This window comes from Bacillus sp. B15-48 (genome assembly GCF_016879755.1).
GTDB lineage: Bacteria > Bacillota > Bacilli > Bacillales > Cytobacillaceae > Mesobacillus_B.
In genome coordinates, this window is record NZ_WOFU01000007.1 from 125,709 (window position 1) to 144,153 (window position 18,445).

Below are 18,445 nucleotides of genomic sequence, written 5' to 3' on the forward strand. Positions count from 1 at the left end.
TTTATTGAAAAGAGGTTAGTAGAAAATGATTACATATAAACGAACCCTTCCCTATTCTATTCAAATTGCCGATTCGTTTTTTAAAAGGTTAAGAGGGTTAATGTTTCGAAAAACACCACTTGCGAAAGAAGGGTTATGGATTACGCCATGCAATTCCATTCATATGTGTTTTATGAAGTTTGCCATCGATGCTGTTTTTATTAATAAAGAAGGGAAGATTATTAAAACTGTCGCAGAGCTTCAGCCATGGAGATTTGTTAAACCTGTTAAAGGGGCATATTCTGTTATTGAACTTCCCGCAGGAACGGTTCAAAAGTTAGAATTAAAAGAAGGAGAATTTATTGAACTTTAGGGACCAGTAAACCGGTCCCCTTTCATTTAAGTCAAGTTAAAGCCTAGCATTCCGCAATACGTTGATCATCATTTCCTTATTTGGATAATTAGATTGATTAAACTGGTGAATCGTCTTCTCCACATCATATCCCACTCTGATAATCGATGATTGGACACTAGTACCATCCACTTCAACTAAGGCGTAAGCAGACTTTGCTAACCCATCGAATGGCAATCCGACACTGCCAATATTGATGATACATTTTCCATTTATGTAGCGAATATAAGGTCGATGGATATGTGCATAAACAAACAGTTCCGCTTTTTCTCTCATCATTTTCGCTGTTAAAGTATCCTCATTTTCATCAGGTAAGACAATATCAAATAAACTTGATGGTGTTGCATGAAAAGCATGGATGTTCACACCATCGACCTCAAGCTTTAATTCCGTTGGCAAATGACGAAGATAGTCAATCGCTTCATCGTTCAGCTGCGAACAAATCCACTCACGTTCTTTATTCATCATTTCAAGTGCATGATCAGGTACTTCACCGCTATTGACACCACGGACGACCCATTCATCGGCATTTCCTTTAATTACATCTGTGTTTAACGACCTTACAAGCTCTAATGAGCGCTGTGGTTCCGGTCCACGATAACAAATATCCCCAAGTACCGCGATTTTATCAACTTTTCTTGTTTCGATATCTGCCAGCACCGCATCGAGTGCATTCGCATTGCCATGGATATCCGAAATAAAAGCGATTTTCATCCATTCATCCCTCCAAATTCCTTTGTTACCCATATTATACTCTTTACAATCAATAGAATAAAACTAACTCAATAACTGTAATAGAATTTCAGAATACTAATTGCGTTAAATCAAAAAATGTTTCATCAAATTATGATGAAACATTCTCGTAACTTTATAAAATCATTTTCGAAGTGTACGTCCCATATTCATTGCTTCCTCCACCAATATCTCCCTCGAGAACTTCCTCAAGAAATTGAGCTTTTACGGTTTTACTGCTTGTGTCATAATCAATGATTTTCATTGCCGCAAATCCTAAAACAGTCACCGTATTGCTAGTGATTTCACTTACGATTGGAACATAAACGATCTCCCCTATTTTAGCTGTGATTGCAGTATTCACCGGCCCTGTCATTACCCCATTTTCTGTTTTAATTTGTTGGTTAACCGAAATCGGTACTTGGGCACCATTTTCGATATAATACTTCACCCCATTTGCTCCATTAGGCCCGCTTTCATGAATGCTTGAGAAGTCTAAAAAGCTGTAATTCCCTTGAAACCCTTCTCCTGGTGAATCGGATATATCCCAAATAGTACCAAACTCAAGTCCTTGTGCTTCTTCTTTTTTAATCCCGATAGGAATAATATTTCCAGCGTATACCGTTCCAACCGAGCCAATTTGAACCTCTGCTCTTGCTTCGACTGTAACAGTACTACTAATCCCCAAAATTGGCATTAAAACGAGGGCAACTTCTTCCCGCCCATTTACTTGAATCACATTTGCAGTCGCATTCATCCCGCTGCAATTTGTTTCTGCTTGATTACGGAAACAGGCAGCATACGAAATACCGGTCCCGTTATAATTATTTCCACTTATTTTCATTGCTTCTGTATTTGCAGTTGGGTGATTAAAAGATCCACTATCCGCTTTGCTTTTTAGCATCACATCTCCGCCAGCTAAAGCCCCTGCATCTACAGCTTTCTGAAGCTGCGATTTTGCCAAATAGAGCTTCCCGCCGTCAATGACTAGGCCAGTAAACCCTAGTAAACCAGTGAGCAGTAAAGCAGTAAACACTAAAGCTTGCCCGTTTTCACTTTTTAATAAATGTTTCCATTTCAACCAGTTTCCTCCTCTGTTCTATATATTTAAATATTTATCTATTTTTGTTCTTTATTAAGAATTATAGTATCATTCTCCCTCTTTTGCTAGATAAAATTATTTTTATTTTGAAAAAAGGAAAACAAAAACAAGATTCTCTTGCTAGTAGAAATTTTATGACGAACCCTTTAAAATCACTAAAAAACCGCTTTATCGCAATTTCCTGCGACAAAGCGGTCTACTTAACTTTCACTTGGCTTCGTTTTAATTTTTGTGAAGAAATAATAGTATTTATATGCGATAACCAAAAGTAAGAATACTCTTAGCCAATTGTTATCAAGAATAATAAACGGAATGAGAATCATGGCATCTGCAAACAGATTGATTGAAAGCTTCTGTTTCAGTGTCATTGAACGATCGCGGACAAAATCTTCAAGGTATTTTTTATAAACATTCGTGCCTCGGAACCATAGCTCAAACCGTTTGGAACCTTTCACGAAAAAGTATAATGCGAGGAGAAGAAACGGTGTAGTAGGTAAAACAGGAAGCACAATCCCTATCATTCCTAACCCCATAAAAAAGAATCCTAAGCCTATATATATAATTTTAATTAATTTTATCGTCATTCCCTCCAATCCAAAAGCTATCGATTCTATTATACCATCCAAATGGAATGTGAATAAACCTTCAATATAGAACTGGGAACAAGATGAACAAAGAAAAGCCTGATAAAATTAACTCCCGGTCTTTTTGTCCGGTGCAGTTCCGTGTTAAAAAGACCGAAACAACCGATTTTTTTATTAAAATGGTTGTTCATAAATTTAATAGTCTATGTTTTATTCCTAGTACTTTGATTAAGCGTGATTATGAGGCTGGTTTTTTGCTAGTACTTTGATTAAGCGTGATTATGAGGCTGGTTTTTTGCTAGTACTTGGATTAAAGCGATTTTCGGCCGTTTTTTATTGCTAGTACAGGGATTATATCGACCTTCTGACCTTATTTTATTGCTAGTACTCGGATTAACCCCTCTTTTTACTGTGTTTTATTGCGAGTACTAGCAATATATCAATGAAATTTAGTGTTTTTAATCCGATTACTTGGATTAAATAACGCGTTACCAGCATTATCGTCCAAAAACTAACGATTTCATCGGTAGCCTTAATTGGAAAATGTATTGCCTTAATTAAAATTAGGAAATAATCCAACATTTTAAACAAAACAACGAAAAAGTGCCTGTTTCTCAAAAACAGACACCTTACATCCACATCATTAATTCCGAAAAATAATAAACACTAGATAGGCAACATAGACAGCGGCTAAAATTAGCCCTTCGATTTTTGATACTTTATACTTTGTTCGTGAAAATATTAATAAGATTAATGTTAAGATGATCATAAAAATCGCGTCAAAGGAGATTTTATCATCAACTGCTAAAGGGGTAATCGTCGCAGACGAACCGATGACTAATAAAATATTGAAAATATTGCTGCCGACAATGTTTCCAAGCGCAATCTGCGTTTCCTTTTTAATAGCCGCGGTAACCGAGGTGATGAGCTCAGGAAGGGAAGTACCTACTGCGACAATCGTCAACCCAACTAGTGTCTCACTCATCCCAATTGCCAGTGCAATCTCGGTAGCATTGCTTACAACCATTTCACCACCGAAAATGATTGCAACCAAGCCGCCAATCGTGAAGAAAAGGTTTTTCCTCCATTTAACCTCTCCTTTTGGCCCTGCTTCCGCTTCGGTCTTGTCATTTTCACGGCTATTTCTGGCCATTTCAAAAATATAGTATAAAAATACGGCAAAGAACAATAACAAAATGATTCCTTCACTTCTCGAGATGACATTTGAACCTCCCCCTTGTAGGAGAACATCACTTATCATTATGTATAAAGCAACGCTCGCTAGTAAAGTAAAGGGAATTTCTTTGCGAATTGTATCCGTTTCAACCGCTAACGGATGAATCATTGCTGTGATTCCGACTACTAATGTGATATTAAAGATATTACTCCCGATTACATTCCCTAATGAAACCCCGCTGCTTCCTTCTAATGCTGCTATAATACTTACTGTTGCTTCCGGAGAACTTGTCCCTAACGCCACAATCGTTAATCCAATTAGTATCGGCGGAACCTTAAGCAATGTAGCTATATTAGAGGAACCTTCTACAAAAAGATCGGCCCCCTTCATAAGCAAGACAAATCCAACTATTAGCAAAACGTACGACATGAGCTCACCTCTGCTTATCTAGAATGGACAAAGTTATTGGTAGATTATAACAGACTTTTACGTAATTTATAAAATGTTAAATATGTACTTGCCTAAAAAAAATATAAAAAAGAGTGCGCCATGATGACTCACTCTTACTGTTCCCTATCGTAAGATCAAATACTATTTTCAATACGGAATGAAGTAAATATCTTTAACTGCTCTTAAGTTAGTACAGGAATCTCACGTTCTAGCCCAGAAACCTCTTTATTATTGAAACAATTAGCGAATTCCTTGATTGCGTACTCATCAATCAACGAAATATCGGCTGACATCCCACTAATCTTTGTGACAATTTGCCTTTCAAAAAAATTCATTTTTGAAAATAAAAACTCTCCGCCAAAAAGACCTTTTGCAATCGCCCTTTCACGCAAACTCATCGGGAAAGCGCCTTCAAATTGTTCCTCCGCCACTTCGCCATCTCGCATACAACATAGAAACAAACCAATTTTCTTATCGTATAAATTTTCTTCATGTTGTTTAATAAACTTTTTGATTTTCCCTTGAATTCTCCCCACACGAATAGATCCTCCAATAATGACCGAGTCAAAAAGTTCAATATCAGAGTGGAGTTTGGCTTGATTTAAGTTTAAAACGATCACCTCACCATCCAACTGCTTCTTTAAAGATATCGCTGCTTTTGTTGTCGTCCCATGAGATGTGCAATAAACAATCAAAGTATTCATCCCACCGCCCCCAAATGGCAATAAACGAGATTTATTCTTATGCTTAACTAGATGTGCTGAACATTTAATATTTTGTCTTTGTCTTTGTCTTTGTCTTTGTCTTTGTCTTTGTCTTAAGTATATTCTCACATTTTGTTCAAAAATTAGAAATTTAGTGACAGTATTTCAACAATTATTTGTCTGCTTCATTTCGGTAAAACGAACTCCACTTAACAAACTCGATAAAAATAAATCGAACAACAAACCCCAGCCAAAATGACTGAGGTTTGTTATTTATGATTCAACCAATGTTTTTTGAAGCATTGTTCCATGGTTAGCAAAATTCGTATGCCAAGAAAAGGCCTTTTCTAATACATGAGGGGTTTGGCCGCCTCTAGTTAATGCCTCTTGATAGTATTCACGAAGTTGATCCCGATACATAGGATGAGCACAGTTTTCAATGATGAGCTCCACTCGTTCTCTCGGTGCCAAACCACGTAAATCAGCATAACCTTGTTCTGTGACAATCACATCGACATCATGCTCTGTATGGTCGACATGGGATACGAACGGCACAATACTTGAGATATTGCCGTCTTTTGCAATTGACTTTGTAACGAAAATCGCCAGCCTTGCATTTCTTGCAAAGTCTCCTGAACCACCAATTCCGTTCATCATTTTCGTTCCAAGAACATGCGTCGAATTAACATTTCCATAAATATCTAACTCTAATGCTGTATTAATGGAAATTAAGCCGAGTCGGCGAATGATTTCCGGATGATTGGAAATTTCTTGTGGTCTCATAATTAATCGATCACGGTATTTTTCAAAATTTGAAAATACTTCTTTCATTTTTGATTCTGAGAGTGTGATTGAGCAACAAGACGCAAATGAAACCTTGCCTGCATCCATTAAATCAAAGACCGCATCCTGTAAAACTTCTGAATAAACTTCTAAATCCTCAAATTCAGATTCAATCATTCCATGAAGAACCGCGTTGGCCACGGAACCTATACCGGATTGAAGGGGGGCAAGACGTTCTGTCAGTCTCCCAGCGTCAATTTCTTTTCTTAAGAAATTCAATAAATGTTCTGCCATTACTTTCGTTTCACTATCAGGTGCGACAATCGTTGAAGGTGAATCTGCTTGGTTTGTAAAGACGATTCCCTTAATCTTATCAACATCTACTTTTATTCCTTGAGTGCCAATTCGATCATTCGGTTTTGTTAAAGAAATTGGGTCCCGATTCCCTTGCTTGCCTGGTTCATACAAATCATGCAGCCCTTCTAACTGTTCTGTTTGTGATAAATTAATTTCTACGATAATGAATTTAGCATTTAATGCGAATGACAGCGAATTCCCTATGGATGTTGTCGGAATAATCATTCCATCTTCGGTTATCGAAACCGCTTCCAAAATTGCCACATCGATCGGCATTACATCGGCGCGAATTAATTCAGCTGTATGTGATAAATGCTGATCCACAAATAGAAAGTCCCCATTATTTATCCCCTTACGCATTGTTGGGTCTGCTTGAAATGGAAGTCGCTTACCTAAAATTCCTGCTTCAGCGAATAACTTATCTACATCAGATCCCAATGATGCTCCTGTATATACATTCACTTTCAAAGGTTCTTGTTTGGCACGATCTACTAGAGCAAATGGTACCGCTTTTACGTCCCCCGCACGTGTAAAGCCGCTTAAGCCTAGTGTCATTCCATCCTCAATCCACGATGCTGCCTCCTCAGGACTTACCACTCTTTCCTGTAAAAGGTCATTTCTAACTCGTTCGTATTTTTTTCCCATCCCTTTACCCCTCGCTTTAGAAATGTTTTACCATTATTTTACCTGTAAAACGAAAGGGCACGGAATTTTCGGCACACAACACTTGAAATCTTTGATAAAACAGCGAAATTTTGGAATAAAACAGAAAATTTTTTAAAATCCCAATAGTTTTCTAAAATAACTTGAATACGATTGACTTACAGGAACTTTTTCCCCATTAGCCATTGAAAGAACAAAAGTGGAATGGGAATCAGGGAAGATTTCTTTAATATGATTTACATTCACAATATACGATCGATGACAACGGATAAATGATTCCTTCGGTAGTGAATATTCGAATTCTTGTAGAGAGTGTTTATGCGTTCCAATATTTCTTTCGGTATATACATGCGTTTTCTTGTCTTTCGCTTCTAATAAAACGACTTCTGAAAAGGGAACGGGAATCCAACTATCATTTGTTTTAACAGTTACAACCGATTTCCCCTCAGTCAATGAAGGATATATCGCCGTCACACATCCTTCAACCTTTCCCTCATGAAGGAATGGTACTGCCATCCCATTATAGGGAACGCCAAATACATCCCGATTAATAAATTCAGAGACTTTTTGTTTATTATGGATCGCCTTATAAGCAATTGTACCTTGTTTAAGCGGGTCCCCAGGCTTGATTTTTAAATCAATCCGTCTACTCGGGCGGTAATAAATATATTCCTTCGTATTTGAAACAGCAATAGAAATTTCATCTGAAAACAATTCGCCGATTACGTCCAAAAGGGAACTAAGCTTTATGCTTTCCATTTTCCTCTCCCCCTTAGTTTCTATACCATTTATTTTAGCCTTTTTATCTCTAAACTTCTATTGAACACTCCCATTAGAAAGGGAATTTATCCTACAGGTTCACATCTACTTTTATCGGATGCCCATCCTCTTTACTAATTCCTATATAACGTAATGTTTCCGTCGGTGTTTGGTGATTATATATCGATTTCAAAATCGAAATGGCTATTCCTTTCCGATAAGCATGATATCCAAATGTTTTACGCAGCGTATGCGTACCAATCTTCCCAGGTATTCCTACTTCTTTTGCAGCCTGATTAATGATTCGGTAAGCCTGTTGCCGGGTAATCGGTTGATTGTTTTTTTTAGATTTAAAAAGATAGTCACTTTGGGCAAAATCATTATTTTTCATATATAATTTAAATTCCCTTTTTACACTACTATTAATATAAAAAGCTTTTTTCTCCTCACCTTTTGAATCTGTAATATAGAGGAATTCTTTACATGTAATCCCATCCCATAAATCTTCTACTTTAAGCGATAAAAGATCGCTTACGCGAATACCTGTATTAATCCCTAGCACAAAAAGCAAAAGGTCTCGTTGTGAATGCTGCCTTAACACCTGTTTCATTTCATTGATTTTTTTCACTTCTCTGATGGGATCAACATACTCCACGAACGATTTTCCTCCTCTAAAAACATTCCTTAATTATTAATATTATCAAATATACCTAGAACATAATAGTTAAAAAGTCACCACAAAAAACAGCGAATATCATTACCTAGAAACTGTTCGTTATTTTTAAATTTTTATGTATAAAAATTAGGATTCTCGTCAATGATGTTAAAGCATTCCCCCAGTATTGAAAAAAGCATCTGCTCTTTATGAGCGGATGCTTTTTTCGTTTATTCCTTTTGTTGAACCTCTTCTGGATTCTCATCTAATGCATCAGGAAGAATTTCAACTCTCACTTTTCGGATCCGGTGATTTTCCACTTCTTCAACGGAAATAAAAAGGTTTTCATATTGGAATCCATCGCCAATTTTAGGGATTCGTTCAAGTTCTTCAAAAATCCACCCACCAAGACTATGAGTAGAAGAGGATTCAGGAATTTTTATATTTAATAATTTTGAAAAATCATCCAACTGATATTGGGCATCAAATTCATATAAATTCTCACTTAGCTTCGTCATGATATTAATTTTCTCATCATGCTCATCCCAAATATCACCAACAATTTCTTCTAAAATATCTTCTAACGTAATCAAACCAGATGTTCCGCCATATTCATCAACAACGATTGCCATATGACTCTTTAATCGTTGAAGTTCTGGCAATAATGTCGATACCTTCATGGACTTCACGACAAACATCGGCTTTCGCAACAGCTTATCTATCTTCACTTCATTATGTTGGACGAGCTCTGCAAAAAAATCTCTTTCAGATAAAATTCCAACAATATTATCGATATTCTCTCGATAAACGGGAACTCTTGAAAATCGCTCGGTTAAAAAGATTTGCTTAATCTCTTCAATCGGCTGATTTACTTCAATGGCGATCATATCCATCCGATGTGTTAATGCTTCTGCAACAGAGATTTCATTAAATTCTAGAGAACGATGAACAAGTTCTTTTTCGTCTTTATTAATAACGCCTTCTTCTTCGCTAATATCTACCATAACTTTGATTTCCTCTTCTGTTATGGACGGTGCTCCATCATTTTTAGAGAATTTTTTTGAAACAAAGTTTTTCAGTTTCCCAAACACGAAGTTCACTGGCGTTAATAACTTAATTAGGAATAGTAAAATGCCAGAAATTTTCATTGAATATGTTTCAGCATTTTCTTTTGCCATTGATTTCGGTAGAATTTCACCGAAAATCAATACAATTACAGTCATTACAAATGTGCTGGCAATAAGCCCTGTACCTGCACCAAATAATCCTGTAAACATGCTGGCAGCAATACTAGATGCTGCTATATTAACAATATTATTCCCAACCAAAATGGTCGAAAGCGCATTGTCGAAATGTTCAGTAATATATAATGCCTTTTTACTTCCGGGCTTGTTTTCACTCACAAGATTCCGAAGCCTTATTTTATTTACACTTGAAAATGCTGTTTCTGCTGACGAGAAGAAAGCAGATAAAAAAATTAAAACCACTAAAAAAATAATCAAACCTATGGGCACTTCAGCCAAAAAAACTCACACTCCGCTAAAAAAATTTTTATATAGTCTAATTTTACAGATTAGGAATGGATAAATCAATTATTGCCACTTCTTTTATAACTTGCATTTATAAAGCGAAACTTCCATCAGAGGGGGGTTCTTCATAATCTGCGATAAAAACAAAATACATGAAAAATTACTTTTTCGTAAGTGCATTTAACTGGCATTTTACACCTTCAATTAAATCATACGGCATGACACCGTAATGCGATAAACGTTTTGCCTGATCTTCTCCGGCCTTCGCATGCAGATAACTTGCTGCAAGGAGAGCATGAAGCGGATTTGCTCCTTGCGCTAGAAAGGAAGCAATTAAACCTGTCAAAACATCGCCACTGCCACCCTTTCCAAGAGCATCATGACCGTGTGGATTGATGAATACTTCTCCTTCTGGTGTCGCAATAATTGACCGATGTCCCTTTAATAGCAGAAACACATGATGCTTTTCGGCAAAAAGTTTGGCTGTTTCTAGACGATTTTCCTCGACTTCTCTCACCGTTTTATTTGTTAGGATCGCCATTTCTCCGGGATGGGGTGTTAAAATCACTGATCCATTGTACTGTTGGAGAATGTCAAGCTGGTTGCGAAGCATGAAAAGCCCATCTGCATCAACAACGACAGATTGTCCTTCTAGCGAATGAATAAAACGTTTCATCCATTCTTCCCCTCCAGGGAACCTGCTCATTCCAGGTCCGACAGCAATACTATTAAATTGTGGTAATTTCGGAATTAATTGATTTAAGCTTTCCTCGGAAAAATGGCCATCCTCCTCCGTTAGCGGGAGAAAAAGGGATTCAGGATTTTGGGTTGCAACCATATGATAAATACTTTCCGGAACAGCCATCGTAACAAGACCTGCACCACTATGTAAAACAGCCTTTGCCGTAAAAATTGGAGCCCCTACATATGACCTCGACCCTCCTACAACGAGCGCATGGCCAAAAGTTCCTTTATGACCGTTCTGTTTCCGTTTTGGTATGGATTCTTTCACTATTGATTCTGTTATCATTTGTGGTAATTTTAAGTTTAATTCATGAACAATTGAAGGTGGAACAGAAATGTCGACAGCCTTCCAGTCACCTACATAGTCTGGCCCCTCTTCCAAGAAAAAACCTTTTTTCGGGAACACAAATGTAACAGTCTTGGTCGCTTTTACAGCAATCCCACCGATTTTCCCATTGTCGCTATTCAACCCTGAGGGGATATCGACCGCGATAATCATTTTCTGATCCGCAAATTCATTTACAAGAGAGATTACTTGTTTTAATGGATCGCGAACTTGTCCTTTCACACCTGTACCTAATATCGCATCGACGATAATATCTGCCTGGGTTAATGCCTTGCATAGGTATTCTAGTGAATGTTCCTCTAAAGAAGATATTGGCAAACCCCTGTTCATATATACATCAAAATGGCATTTAGCATCACCGGTGATCTTTGTTTGTTCTACTAATAACCATAAGTCCGGCTTCCACCCTAAATCAACAAGTCGACGTGCAATGACAAACCCATCTCCGCCATTGTTTCCGCCCCCTGCTAAAATAACGACCTTGGCGTTTTTACAACCTACAGAACCAATGATTTCCTCGACAACTCGTGCTCCTGCATTTTCCATTAATACGACCCCTGGAAGTCCGATTTGCTCTATTGTATATCCGTCCATTTGCTGCATTTCCTTTTGCCCAGCTACAAACATGGCATATACCTCCAATTCAATTCCTTACTTCTATTATAATCCCAATTGATCACCTATGCAGGTTGAGCAAAGACACTCAATGATTAAGTGCGAAGCCATTTAATCAAACGTTTGATTAAAGTTAACGCTTAAAATCAACGCTAAATGACACTAAAGTCAAACTAAAAAGGCACTTTTCAGTGCCCAACGGGTTCGGTTTTGAAGTACAACATACGAATGAACATTGCTGTTAGTATAGTAATTCGCACTAAAGTTAAAAAGCAATTTGGCAAGTAAATCAGCAAAGAAAAATGCTTGGAGACATACCATCCAAGAATTTTATACCAAGATAAGCACCCCGGTTAAGCGGTTTTAAAATCTCCAAGAATCGCCAGGAAATAAGCTACTAATTTATCCATCTACATGACAAACTAAGATTTTGATAGCGATACATCCTCTTCTCAACTATTAAAGAGCGAATCCTCACGAACTTCGAAGAGCGATTCAACTTGGTTTGATAAATAGACGGAGAAATTCCCCTTAATGTGAAAATAGCACGAAAAATAGCTTAAATAGGCGGAGAGATTCCGCCTATTTAATCGAAAAACATGAAAATGGACCATTTTGCTTTGCTTAACCGGAAAATCTCCCCTTATATCCCCCGAATCGAGTTCTATTCTGCATTTAACCGGAAAACCTCCCCTTATTTAAACGATCACTGGTTACTCAATTAAGGATAAGAAAGAATGTCTGCTTCATTTATCCGCCTCTCAGACATCAACACCCACTCCCTAGTAGTTAAACATCATTTTTAGCACACCAATTGGCATAACCATTAGCATGCGAATTTTCATGCTGACAAAAACTTATGTCACCATGATAAAAAGGGTTTCGAAATTCAGGGCGGATATACCGTTCATTTTATTAAACCCCATATATATCAACAAAAAAGAAGCAGTCTAATTCAGTTGCGAACAGGACTGCTAATTGGTGTGCTAATTTAGTTTTTGTATTCGAAAACCGAACCCGTTAGTCAATGCCGAGTGTCTTTTTAAAACGACAGTTGATAGATTAAAAAACGCTCATTTTCGTTTTTTTCGTAAAGCCCAGGCAGAATCACTTCTTTTTTCAAGTGGAAAACGCCTTGATTTTCAAGGAAAAGAATATAATCTTCAGACGGATAATAGAGGACTAACTCCATTTCTCGAGGCGCTTGCTCTAACGATTCGAGAATATTGCTAATTATTTTTTCAAAAATATGGATTGAAAAAGGATTAAAGAAATAAAAACGGTTAGCTAACGGGCCGATTTCGTATTCTTCCGCTAAGCAGCAATGAAAGTGAATTTTATCCTTTGCCTTCTTCTTCGCAAGCATATATCGTTGTTGGTTTTCAACGGCATCATGATAAAATGACTGATTCATTTCTATTCCAACTACAGTAGCATCATAAAAATGATGGAGGTAGAAATTTAATCTTCCTTTCCCACAGCCAAAATCGATAATATAATCACTGCTTTTGACTTCGTAATTTTGAACGAACTGTTCTAACGCACTATATGGAGTCGGTTCGTATGGATGATAGTGAAATGGATGATTGGAACTTTTGGGTTGACCACCCGTTTTAATATTTAGCAGTTTATCATAATAGTACTCTTTCATTGATTTTGCTGCTCCCGTCATTTTCTTCTAAATCCTTTTTCTTTTAAGAATACTGCATCCATAATCAAAAATAAAGCAAGCAAAAAAGGCGATTATAAACCACCACTCACACATGAACAATTTTTCGGTCATTTTTTGCTGTTTCATTGTTTTGTAGTAAGTAAGTGATATATAAATGAAGGTCAAAGTGTTCATTATAAACAAAGTCAGTTAATTTCTTCTCTTTCATCACGCTCTCCCCCTATAAAAATACTGTTATCTCTATCCTTCCCTTTGATTGCCAAATCTATACATTAAATTATTAAACTACCCTAAATAAATTGAGGAAGATTGCTATATTCAGTGTATAAACTTCGTTATAGTTGGCGATTATATTAGTGTATTCCCCCTCATATTAAAAGCATCTGCCAATTAGCAGATGCTCTTTTTTTGCTCTTTATTCTATGTCATCACCAAATAAGAAACTTCTTTGATTAATTCAAGTTGGCTTTTTAATGGAGCTGCCTCAGGAGCCTGTACAACATAATGATAGGTTCCCGATGACGTTAATTCGCGGGCCTTTGTATTATCATTTAAATGCAATTGTAAAATATGTTTTATCCTTTGTTTTAATCTCCCCTCAAAAATAGGGAATAGGATTTCAATACGCTTATCCATATTTCTTGTCATCCAATCAGCCGAAGAAAGGAACACCTTTTCCTCGCCATTATGATGAAAATAGAAAATTCTGCTATGTTCTAAAAAGCGCCCAACAATACTAATCACTCGGATATTATCACTTACTTTTGCAATACCTGGTCGCAGACAACAAATCCCTCTAATAATTAAATCAATTTTAATTCCTGCAGAGGAAGCTTCATATAATTTTATAATAATCCTCTTGTCTGTTAAAGAATTCATCTTCGCAATAATCCGTCCATTTCCATATTTTTCATGAAAATGGATTTCCTCATCAATCAATTCGATAAATTTATCTCTTATATCGTATGGGGCAACGACTAAATGATGGTAGTCAGGCTTTTCCATATACCCGCTAAGGAAATTAAAAAAGTTTGTTGCATCAATGCCGAATTTGTGTTTCGTTGTCATATAACCGATATCGGTATAAGTTTTCGCTGTTTGATCATTATAATTTCCAGTACCTAAATGAACAAAGCGTTCAATTTTTCCATTTCTACGGCGAACGACTAGGGTAATTTTGCTATGCGTTTTCAGATGGGTCATCCCATAAATAACATGGCATCCCGCTTTCTCAAGCTCCTTTGCCCATTGAACATTATTTTCTTCATCAAACCTAGCTTTTAGTTCGACTAACACCGTCACTTGCTTGCCATTCTCAGCCGCTCTCTTTAAGGCCTCAATGACAGGAGAATCCCCGCTTACCCGATATAACGTCTGTTTTATAGCAAGAACATCAGGGTCATCTGCTGCTTCCGAAATAAAATCAATCACAGGCTGAAAGGATTCGTATGGATGATGAAATAATAAATCTTGCTTTAAGAGCTTAGCAAATAAATTCTCTTCTGATCGTAAATCAAGCGGCGGCTGGGGGATAAATGTTTCATAACGCAAGTTTTCGGTCCTGCCCGCCAAACATTTATAAAAAGAAAAAAGAAACGTACAATCTAAAGGCCCATCAATTGAATAGAGGTTATTATCACTCACTTCTAACTCGTCTTGCAAATAAGCAACAACCCTCTCATCTAATTCTTCTATACTAATTTCTAAACGAACAGCAGCGCCCCATTTACGTTTCTTCAATTCTTTTTCAATTTCTAACAGAAGGTCTCTTGCTCCCTCCTCATGAATGGTTAAATCGGCATTTCTCGTGATTCTAAATTGAGTTACGGAAGTAACCCGAAATCCGCAAAACAATTTCTTGATAAAGTGGCAAATAATTTTTTCGATAAGAATAAACGAGTGGACATTTTCGCTAGGCAATTCAATAAACCGCTCAAGAACAGATGGTACTTGAACAATGGCAAATTTACGTGTAGGATCTGCTTCAGGCCCCTCTTCAAGCTGGACAGCTAAATTCAAGCTTTTGTTTAGAAGAATTGGAAAAGGACGATAAGCATCCACTGCTAGAGGCGTTAGGACAGGGAAAACTTGTTCATCAAAGTACTGCTCAATAAATTGAAGCTGTTTGGAATCTAAATCAACCACTTCACGGAGTTGAATATGATGTTGATTTAATTCTGGGATTATTACATTCTTTAATGTATCTGTTTGTATCTGCACCAATTCATGTACCTTAACCGCAATCGCGTCGAGTTGTTCCTTCGGGGTGAGTCCTGCTTTATTTTCCGGCTTGTTAAAGCCAGCTTTTACCTGATCCTTTAGCCCAGCAACTCGGACCATGAAAAACTCATCTAGATTTGAACTCACGATCGCTAAAAATTTGAGTCGTTCAAGCAAGGGGTTTCGCTCATCCATCGCTTCTTGTAGGACTCTTTCATTAAAAGCTAACCAACTTAATTCTCTATTGATATAATAATCAGGCAAATGAAAGTCCATTTCTTCAGCCATATTTTTTACCCCTTTTACCCTTTTTCGACTATTTAATTCGCATTTTATAAACAAATGTGAAAAATGACAATTATTATGTCATATTTTATCAAATTAGGATAAAAGAAAGGTTAATACTTTGTAAATATTTCGTAAAAATCCTGTTAATTTGTAAAAATTAATCGAATTTCCTTTTCAATCGCCTTCTCAAGCTGGCGAGTATGTTTCTCTGCTTGGTATTTTTCTACAAAAGCATTTCCTTCATAACGCAAAGTCATTTTAAGTCCATTTGTCGCTTTTATTTTTTCTAAATAAATTTCCTTTATTATCCCCCGTTTAGAGGCATCAAGTGAAGCTGCTAATTTTGTAATTGCACCAGCAATTCTAATTTTCTGTAATTCTTCCTTGCTGAATTGGTCAACAAATGGGGCAATATATTGTTTGAATAATTGATAATTTTTAAATGAAGCGACTAACGCTAATATTAATCGTTGCCTATGGGTGATTCCATTGATTGACTTATTCGCCAGCAAATAAAACGTGTGTTGACTGCTTACATCAGAGTCAATATACTTTCCTAAGTAATAAACTTTTGCCCCTACTTCTAGAATTTTTTCATATTCATCGCTTTCTTGAGTGCCATAAAGTTGCGACAATTGTGTGGAAATTTGTTTTGTTAAATTGGCAACTTGTTCGGAATGTTTCTGGTTTATTTGGTAATCATTTATTAACTCATCCATACTTCTATTAAGAATATGATTTAAATTTGGACACTCTCCTCGGCCCTCATATTCCTTCATAAAAATGCCTTCCCGTAATCCTTTTCGGCTGAACATAAACGTTCCTGATTGAACATATTCACTTAATAACACAAAAACTGTTAATGCCGGTTGGATTAGATCGGCACGATCTTTTGACAACCCTTCAAGCTTTTCTAGTTCCTTCATACTTGAGGTTTCAACTAAGAGAAGGATATTTGTTAAATCTTTTTGCGTCATCGTATATTGATGAATCCCAGCTAAAGGATCGTTTTTTAAGTTTTGATCGATTTGAGCAACGTTTCTGGCGCTCCCACCAATCGCGATAATTGGAACCTTTAAACTCTTTAACCACTGAAGACTTTGAAATGACTCCTTAATATAAGCAACGAATCTCGCTTTTTCCGTTGCGTTTATTTGTCCTCCGCTAATAAACTGCTCTTTTAATGAAACGACCCCAAATGGAAAACTATGTGAATGAATTAATTTTCGCTTTTTAAAATAAGTGATTTCTGTGCTTCCGCCACCGATATCGATTGTAACTGCTTCATCAATTGGAGTAGTATGACTAACGGCAAAATAGCCGTAATATGCTTCCTCCTTCCCAGACAAGATTGTTATATCGAATCCTGTTTCAGCTTTGACGATTTTTAAAATTTCCTGTTTATTTACCGCTTGCCTTATAGCTGCAGTGGCGACACACTTAACAGTATGAAGTTGGTGATAATCAAGGACTTCTTTAAATCCTTTAAGGATATGTAGTAATAAGTCAATTCCTTTATCCGCTAAGTCCCCTTGATCAGTTATATGATTACGCAACCTTGCAACGGTTTTAATATTTTCTATTTCCCTATATGTACGATTTTTATTTCCTTCATATATAACAAGACGAATCGTATTTGAACCGATATCAATAATAGAGCGTTTTTCATTTCTCTTTTCCATCGATAACTCCTTCTTTCTTTGCTTTAACCATTATACTATTTCTTCCAATATTCACTACTTATTGAAAAAACGAGGTTGAGTGTTTTCATTTACTTAAAAAAAGGCCAAATCGGCCTTTATTTTACTTTTTTATATAATTTCTGATTAGTGATTATTCCTTCATAACTGTCAGCTAACGATGTAAAAGCGATTGTCTCTTTATCTCCTAAACCAAGAACGCCTAACATGACTAAACTATCATAGAAAAGGCGATGCACCTTTTCCTGGAGAGACTTATTAAAATAGATTAAAACATTCCTACAAAAAATCACATGAAATTCATTAAATGATTGATCCGTTACTAAATTATGTTGTGCGAAAACAACATTTTTTCTAAGATCACTGTTCATTTGAACCTGATCCCCTGAAACAGAATAATAGTCAGAAAATGCTTCCTTTCCCCCAGATTGAAAGTAATTGCTCGTATATTTCCTCATTTTATTTATTGAATAGTGTCCTGATTTAGCAATTTTCAATCCTTCAGAATTCATATCGGTTGCATAGATTTTTGTTTTATCATAGATTCCTTCCTCATGAAGCAAAATTGCCAGCGAATATAGCTCTTCTCCAGTCGAACAACCGGCTATCCAAATCCGAATCGATGGATACGTTCGTAACATAGGAATCACTTGTTCACGGAAATTCAGGAAAAAGGCTGGGTCGCGAAACATTTCCGTCACATTAATCGAAAAGTCTGCTAACAGCCGCCTTAAACATGCAGGATCATGTAAAATCTTTTCAAGCAATCCAGTGATGCTCGTAAGTTTCTCGGATTGAATTCGATGCCATACTCTTCTTCGAATCGAATGATAGGCATAGTTTCGAAAATCATATCCATACCAGCCGTACAATCCTTCCAGCAATAACTTCATTTCTAGTTTTTCAAGCTCCTCATTATCGACGGAAATTTGTGCGTCCTTGTTCCCTTTTTCACTCGAAGACATCCTTCCATC

At 36.7% G+C, this 18,445-nt stretch carries 16 protein-coding genes; 1 reads left to right on the forward strand and 15 read right to left on the reverse strand.

The window, feature by feature from the left end; all coding sequences use genetic code 11:
• Positions 1-25: 25 nt before the first annotated feature.
• Complete coding sequence (locus GNT69_RS19810; RefSeq protein ID WP_203556724.1) at positions 26-352, forward strand: DUF192 domain-containing protein; 327 nt, start codon at positions 26-28, stop codon at positions 350-352.
• A gap of 36 nt (positions 353-388) precedes the next feature.
• On the opposite strand, the gene GNT69_RS19815 is transcribed toward GNT69_RS19810, so the two are convergent.
• The 15 genes from GNT69_RS19815 to GNT69_RS19880 form a co-directional block, all read right to left on the reverse strand.
• Positions 389-1,105, reverse strand: coding sequence for a metallophosphoesterase family protein (locus GNT69_RS19815; RefSeq protein ID WP_203556725.1), 717 nt, complete (start codon positions 1,103-1,105; stop codon positions 389-391).
• Between the two features lie 154 nt (positions 1,106-1,259).
• The gene (locus GNT69_RS19820) at positions 1,260-2,204 is read right to left on the reverse strand and encodes a pilus assembly protein TadG-related protein (RefSeq protein ID WP_203556726.1); all 945 of its coding nucleotides are present in this window, start codon (positions 2,202-2,204) and stop codon (positions 1,260-1,262) included.
• 221 nt (positions 2,205-2,425) lie between these two features.
• Positions 2,426-2,809 (reverse strand): YbaN family protein, encoded by a 384-nt coding sequence (locus tag GNT69_RS19825; protein ID WP_239094358.1) that lies wholly within the window; start codon positions 2,807-2,809, stop codon positions 2,426-2,428.
• 643 nt (positions 2,810-3,452) lie between these two features.
• A complete protein-coding gene (locus tag GNT69_RS19830; protein WP_203556727.1) occupies positions 3,453-4,415 on the reverse strand; it encodes a calcium/sodium antiporter in 963 nt (320 codons plus the stop codon).
• 203 nt (positions 4,416-4,618) lie between these two features.
• On the reverse strand, positions 4,619-5,140 hold the full coding sequence (locus GNT69_RS19835) for a flavodoxin domain-containing protein (RefSeq protein WP_203556728.1): 522 nt from the start codon (positions 5,138-5,140) through the stop codon (positions 4,619-4,621).
• Between the two features lie 273 nt (positions 5,141-5,413).
• Positions 5,414-6,925 carry an acetyl-CoA hydrolase/transferase family protein gene (locus GNT69_RS19840; protein ID WP_203556729.1) on the reverse strand — a complete coding sequence of 504 codons (1,512 nt, stop codon included), beginning with the start codon at positions 6,923-6,925 and terminating at the stop codon, positions 5,414-5,416.
• 132 nt (positions 6,926-7,057) lie between these two features.
• Positions 7,058-7,702, reverse strand: coding sequence for a LytTR family DNA-binding domain-containing protein (locus GNT69_RS19845; protein WP_203556730.1), 645 nt, complete (start codon positions 7,700-7,702; stop codon positions 7,058-7,060).
• A gap of 91 nt (positions 7,703-7,793) precedes the next feature.
• Positions 7,794-8,357, reverse strand: coding sequence for a tyrosine-type recombinase/integrase (locus GNT69_RS19850; protein ID WP_203556731.1), 564 nt, complete (start codon positions 8,355-8,357; stop codon positions 7,794-7,796).
• Between the two features lie 230 nt (positions 8,358-8,587).
• Positions 8,588-9,880, reverse strand: a complete 1,293-nt coding sequence (locus tag GNT69_RS19855; RefSeq protein ID WP_203556732.1) for a hemolysin family protein — start codon at positions 9,878-9,880, stop codon at positions 8,588-8,590.
• A 166-nt stretch (positions 9,881-10,046) separates the two neighbouring features.
• Positions 10,047-11,603 (reverse strand): NAD(P)H-hydrate dehydratase, encoded by a 1,557-nt coding sequence (locus tag GNT69_RS19860; protein WP_203556733.1) that lies wholly within the window; start codon positions 11,601-11,603, stop codon positions 10,047-10,049.
• Between the two features lie 1,030 nt (positions 11,604-12,633).
• Complete coding sequence (locus GNT69_RS19865) at positions 12,634-13,242, reverse strand: methyltransferase (protein ID WP_203556734.1); 609 nt, start codon at positions 13,240-13,242, stop codon at positions 12,634-12,636.
• Positions 13,243-13,348: 106 nt separating this feature from the next.
• Positions 13,349-13,471: a hypothetical protein gene (locus GNT69_RS25925; protein WP_275411261.1), complete on the reverse strand. Its 123-nt coding sequence runs from the start codon at positions 13,469-13,471 to the stop codon at positions 13,349-13,351.
• 212 nt (positions 13,472-13,683) lie between these two features.
• Complete coding sequence (locus tag GNT69_RS19870; protein ID WP_203556735.1) at positions 13,684-15,771, reverse strand: RNA degradosome polyphosphate kinase; 2,088 nt, start codon at positions 15,769-15,771, stop codon at positions 13,684-13,686.
• A 143-nt stretch (positions 15,772-15,914) separates the two neighbouring features.
• Complete coding sequence (ppx, locus tag GNT69_RS19875) at positions 15,915-17,453, reverse strand: exopolyphosphatase (protein WP_203556736.1); 1,539 nt, start codon at positions 17,451-17,453, stop codon at positions 15,915-15,917.
• A gap of 116 nt (positions 17,454-17,569) precedes the next feature.
• Positions 17,570-18,436, reverse strand: a complete 867-nt coding sequence (locus tag GNT69_RS19880; RefSeq protein ID WP_203556737.1) for a CheR family methyltransferase — start codon at positions 18,434-18,436, stop codon at positions 17,570-17,572.
• Positions 18,437-18,445: the final 9 nt, after the last annotated feature.

Bases quoted from the DNA above. Each gene is read 5' to 3' on its own strand.
- GNT69_RS19810 (WP_203556724.1), top strand. From the start codon at position 26: ATGATTACATATAAACGAACCCTTCCCTATTCTATTCAAATTGCCGAT.
- GNT69_RS19815 (WP_203556725.1), bottom strand. From the start codon at position 1,105: ATGAAAATCGCTTTTATTTCGGATATCCATGGCAATGCGAATGCACTC.
- GNT69_RS19825 (WP_239094358.1), bottom strand. From the start codon at position 2,809: ATGACGATAAAATTAATTAAAATTATATATATAGGCTTAGGATTCTTT.
- GNT69_RS19830 (WP_203556727.1), bottom strand. From the start codon at position 4,415: ATGTCGTACGTTTTGCTAATAGTTGGATTTGTCTTGCTTATGAAGGGG.
- GNT69_RS19835 (WP_203556728.1), bottom strand. From the start codon at position 5,140: ATGAATACTTTGATTGTTTATTGCACATCTCATGGGACGACAACAAAA.
- GNT69_RS19840 (WP_203556729.1), bottom strand. From the start codon at position 6,925: ATGGGAAAAAAATACGAACGAGTTAGAAATGACCTTTTACAGGAAAGA.
- GNT69_RS19845 (WP_203556730.1), bottom strand. From the start codon at position 7,702: ATGGAAAGCATAAAGCTTAGTTCCCTTTTGGACGTAATCGGCGAATTG.
- GNT69_RS19860 (WP_203556733.1), bottom strand. From the start codon at position 11,603: ATGTTTGTAGCTGGGCAAAAGGAAATGCAGCAAATGGACGGATATACA.
- GNT69_RS19865 (WP_203556734.1), bottom strand. From the start codon at position 13,242: ATGAAAGAGTACTATTATGATAAACTGCTAAATATTAAAACGGGTGGT.
- GNT69_RS25925 (WP_275411261.1), bottom strand. From the start codon at position 13,471: ATGAAAGAGAAGAAATTAACTGACTTTGTTTATAATGAACACTTTGAC.
- GNT69_RS19870 (WP_203556735.1), bottom strand. From the start codon at position 15,771: ATGGCTGAAGAAATGGACTTTCATTTGCCTGATTATTATATCAATAGA.
- ppx (WP_203556736.1), bottom strand. From the start codon at position 17,453: ATGGAAAAGAGAAATGAAAAACGCTCTATTATTGATATCGGTTCAAAT.
- GNT69_RS19880 (WP_203556737.1), bottom strand. From the start codon at position 18,436: ATGTCTTCGAGTGAAAAAGGGAACAAGGACGCACAAATTTCCGTCGAT.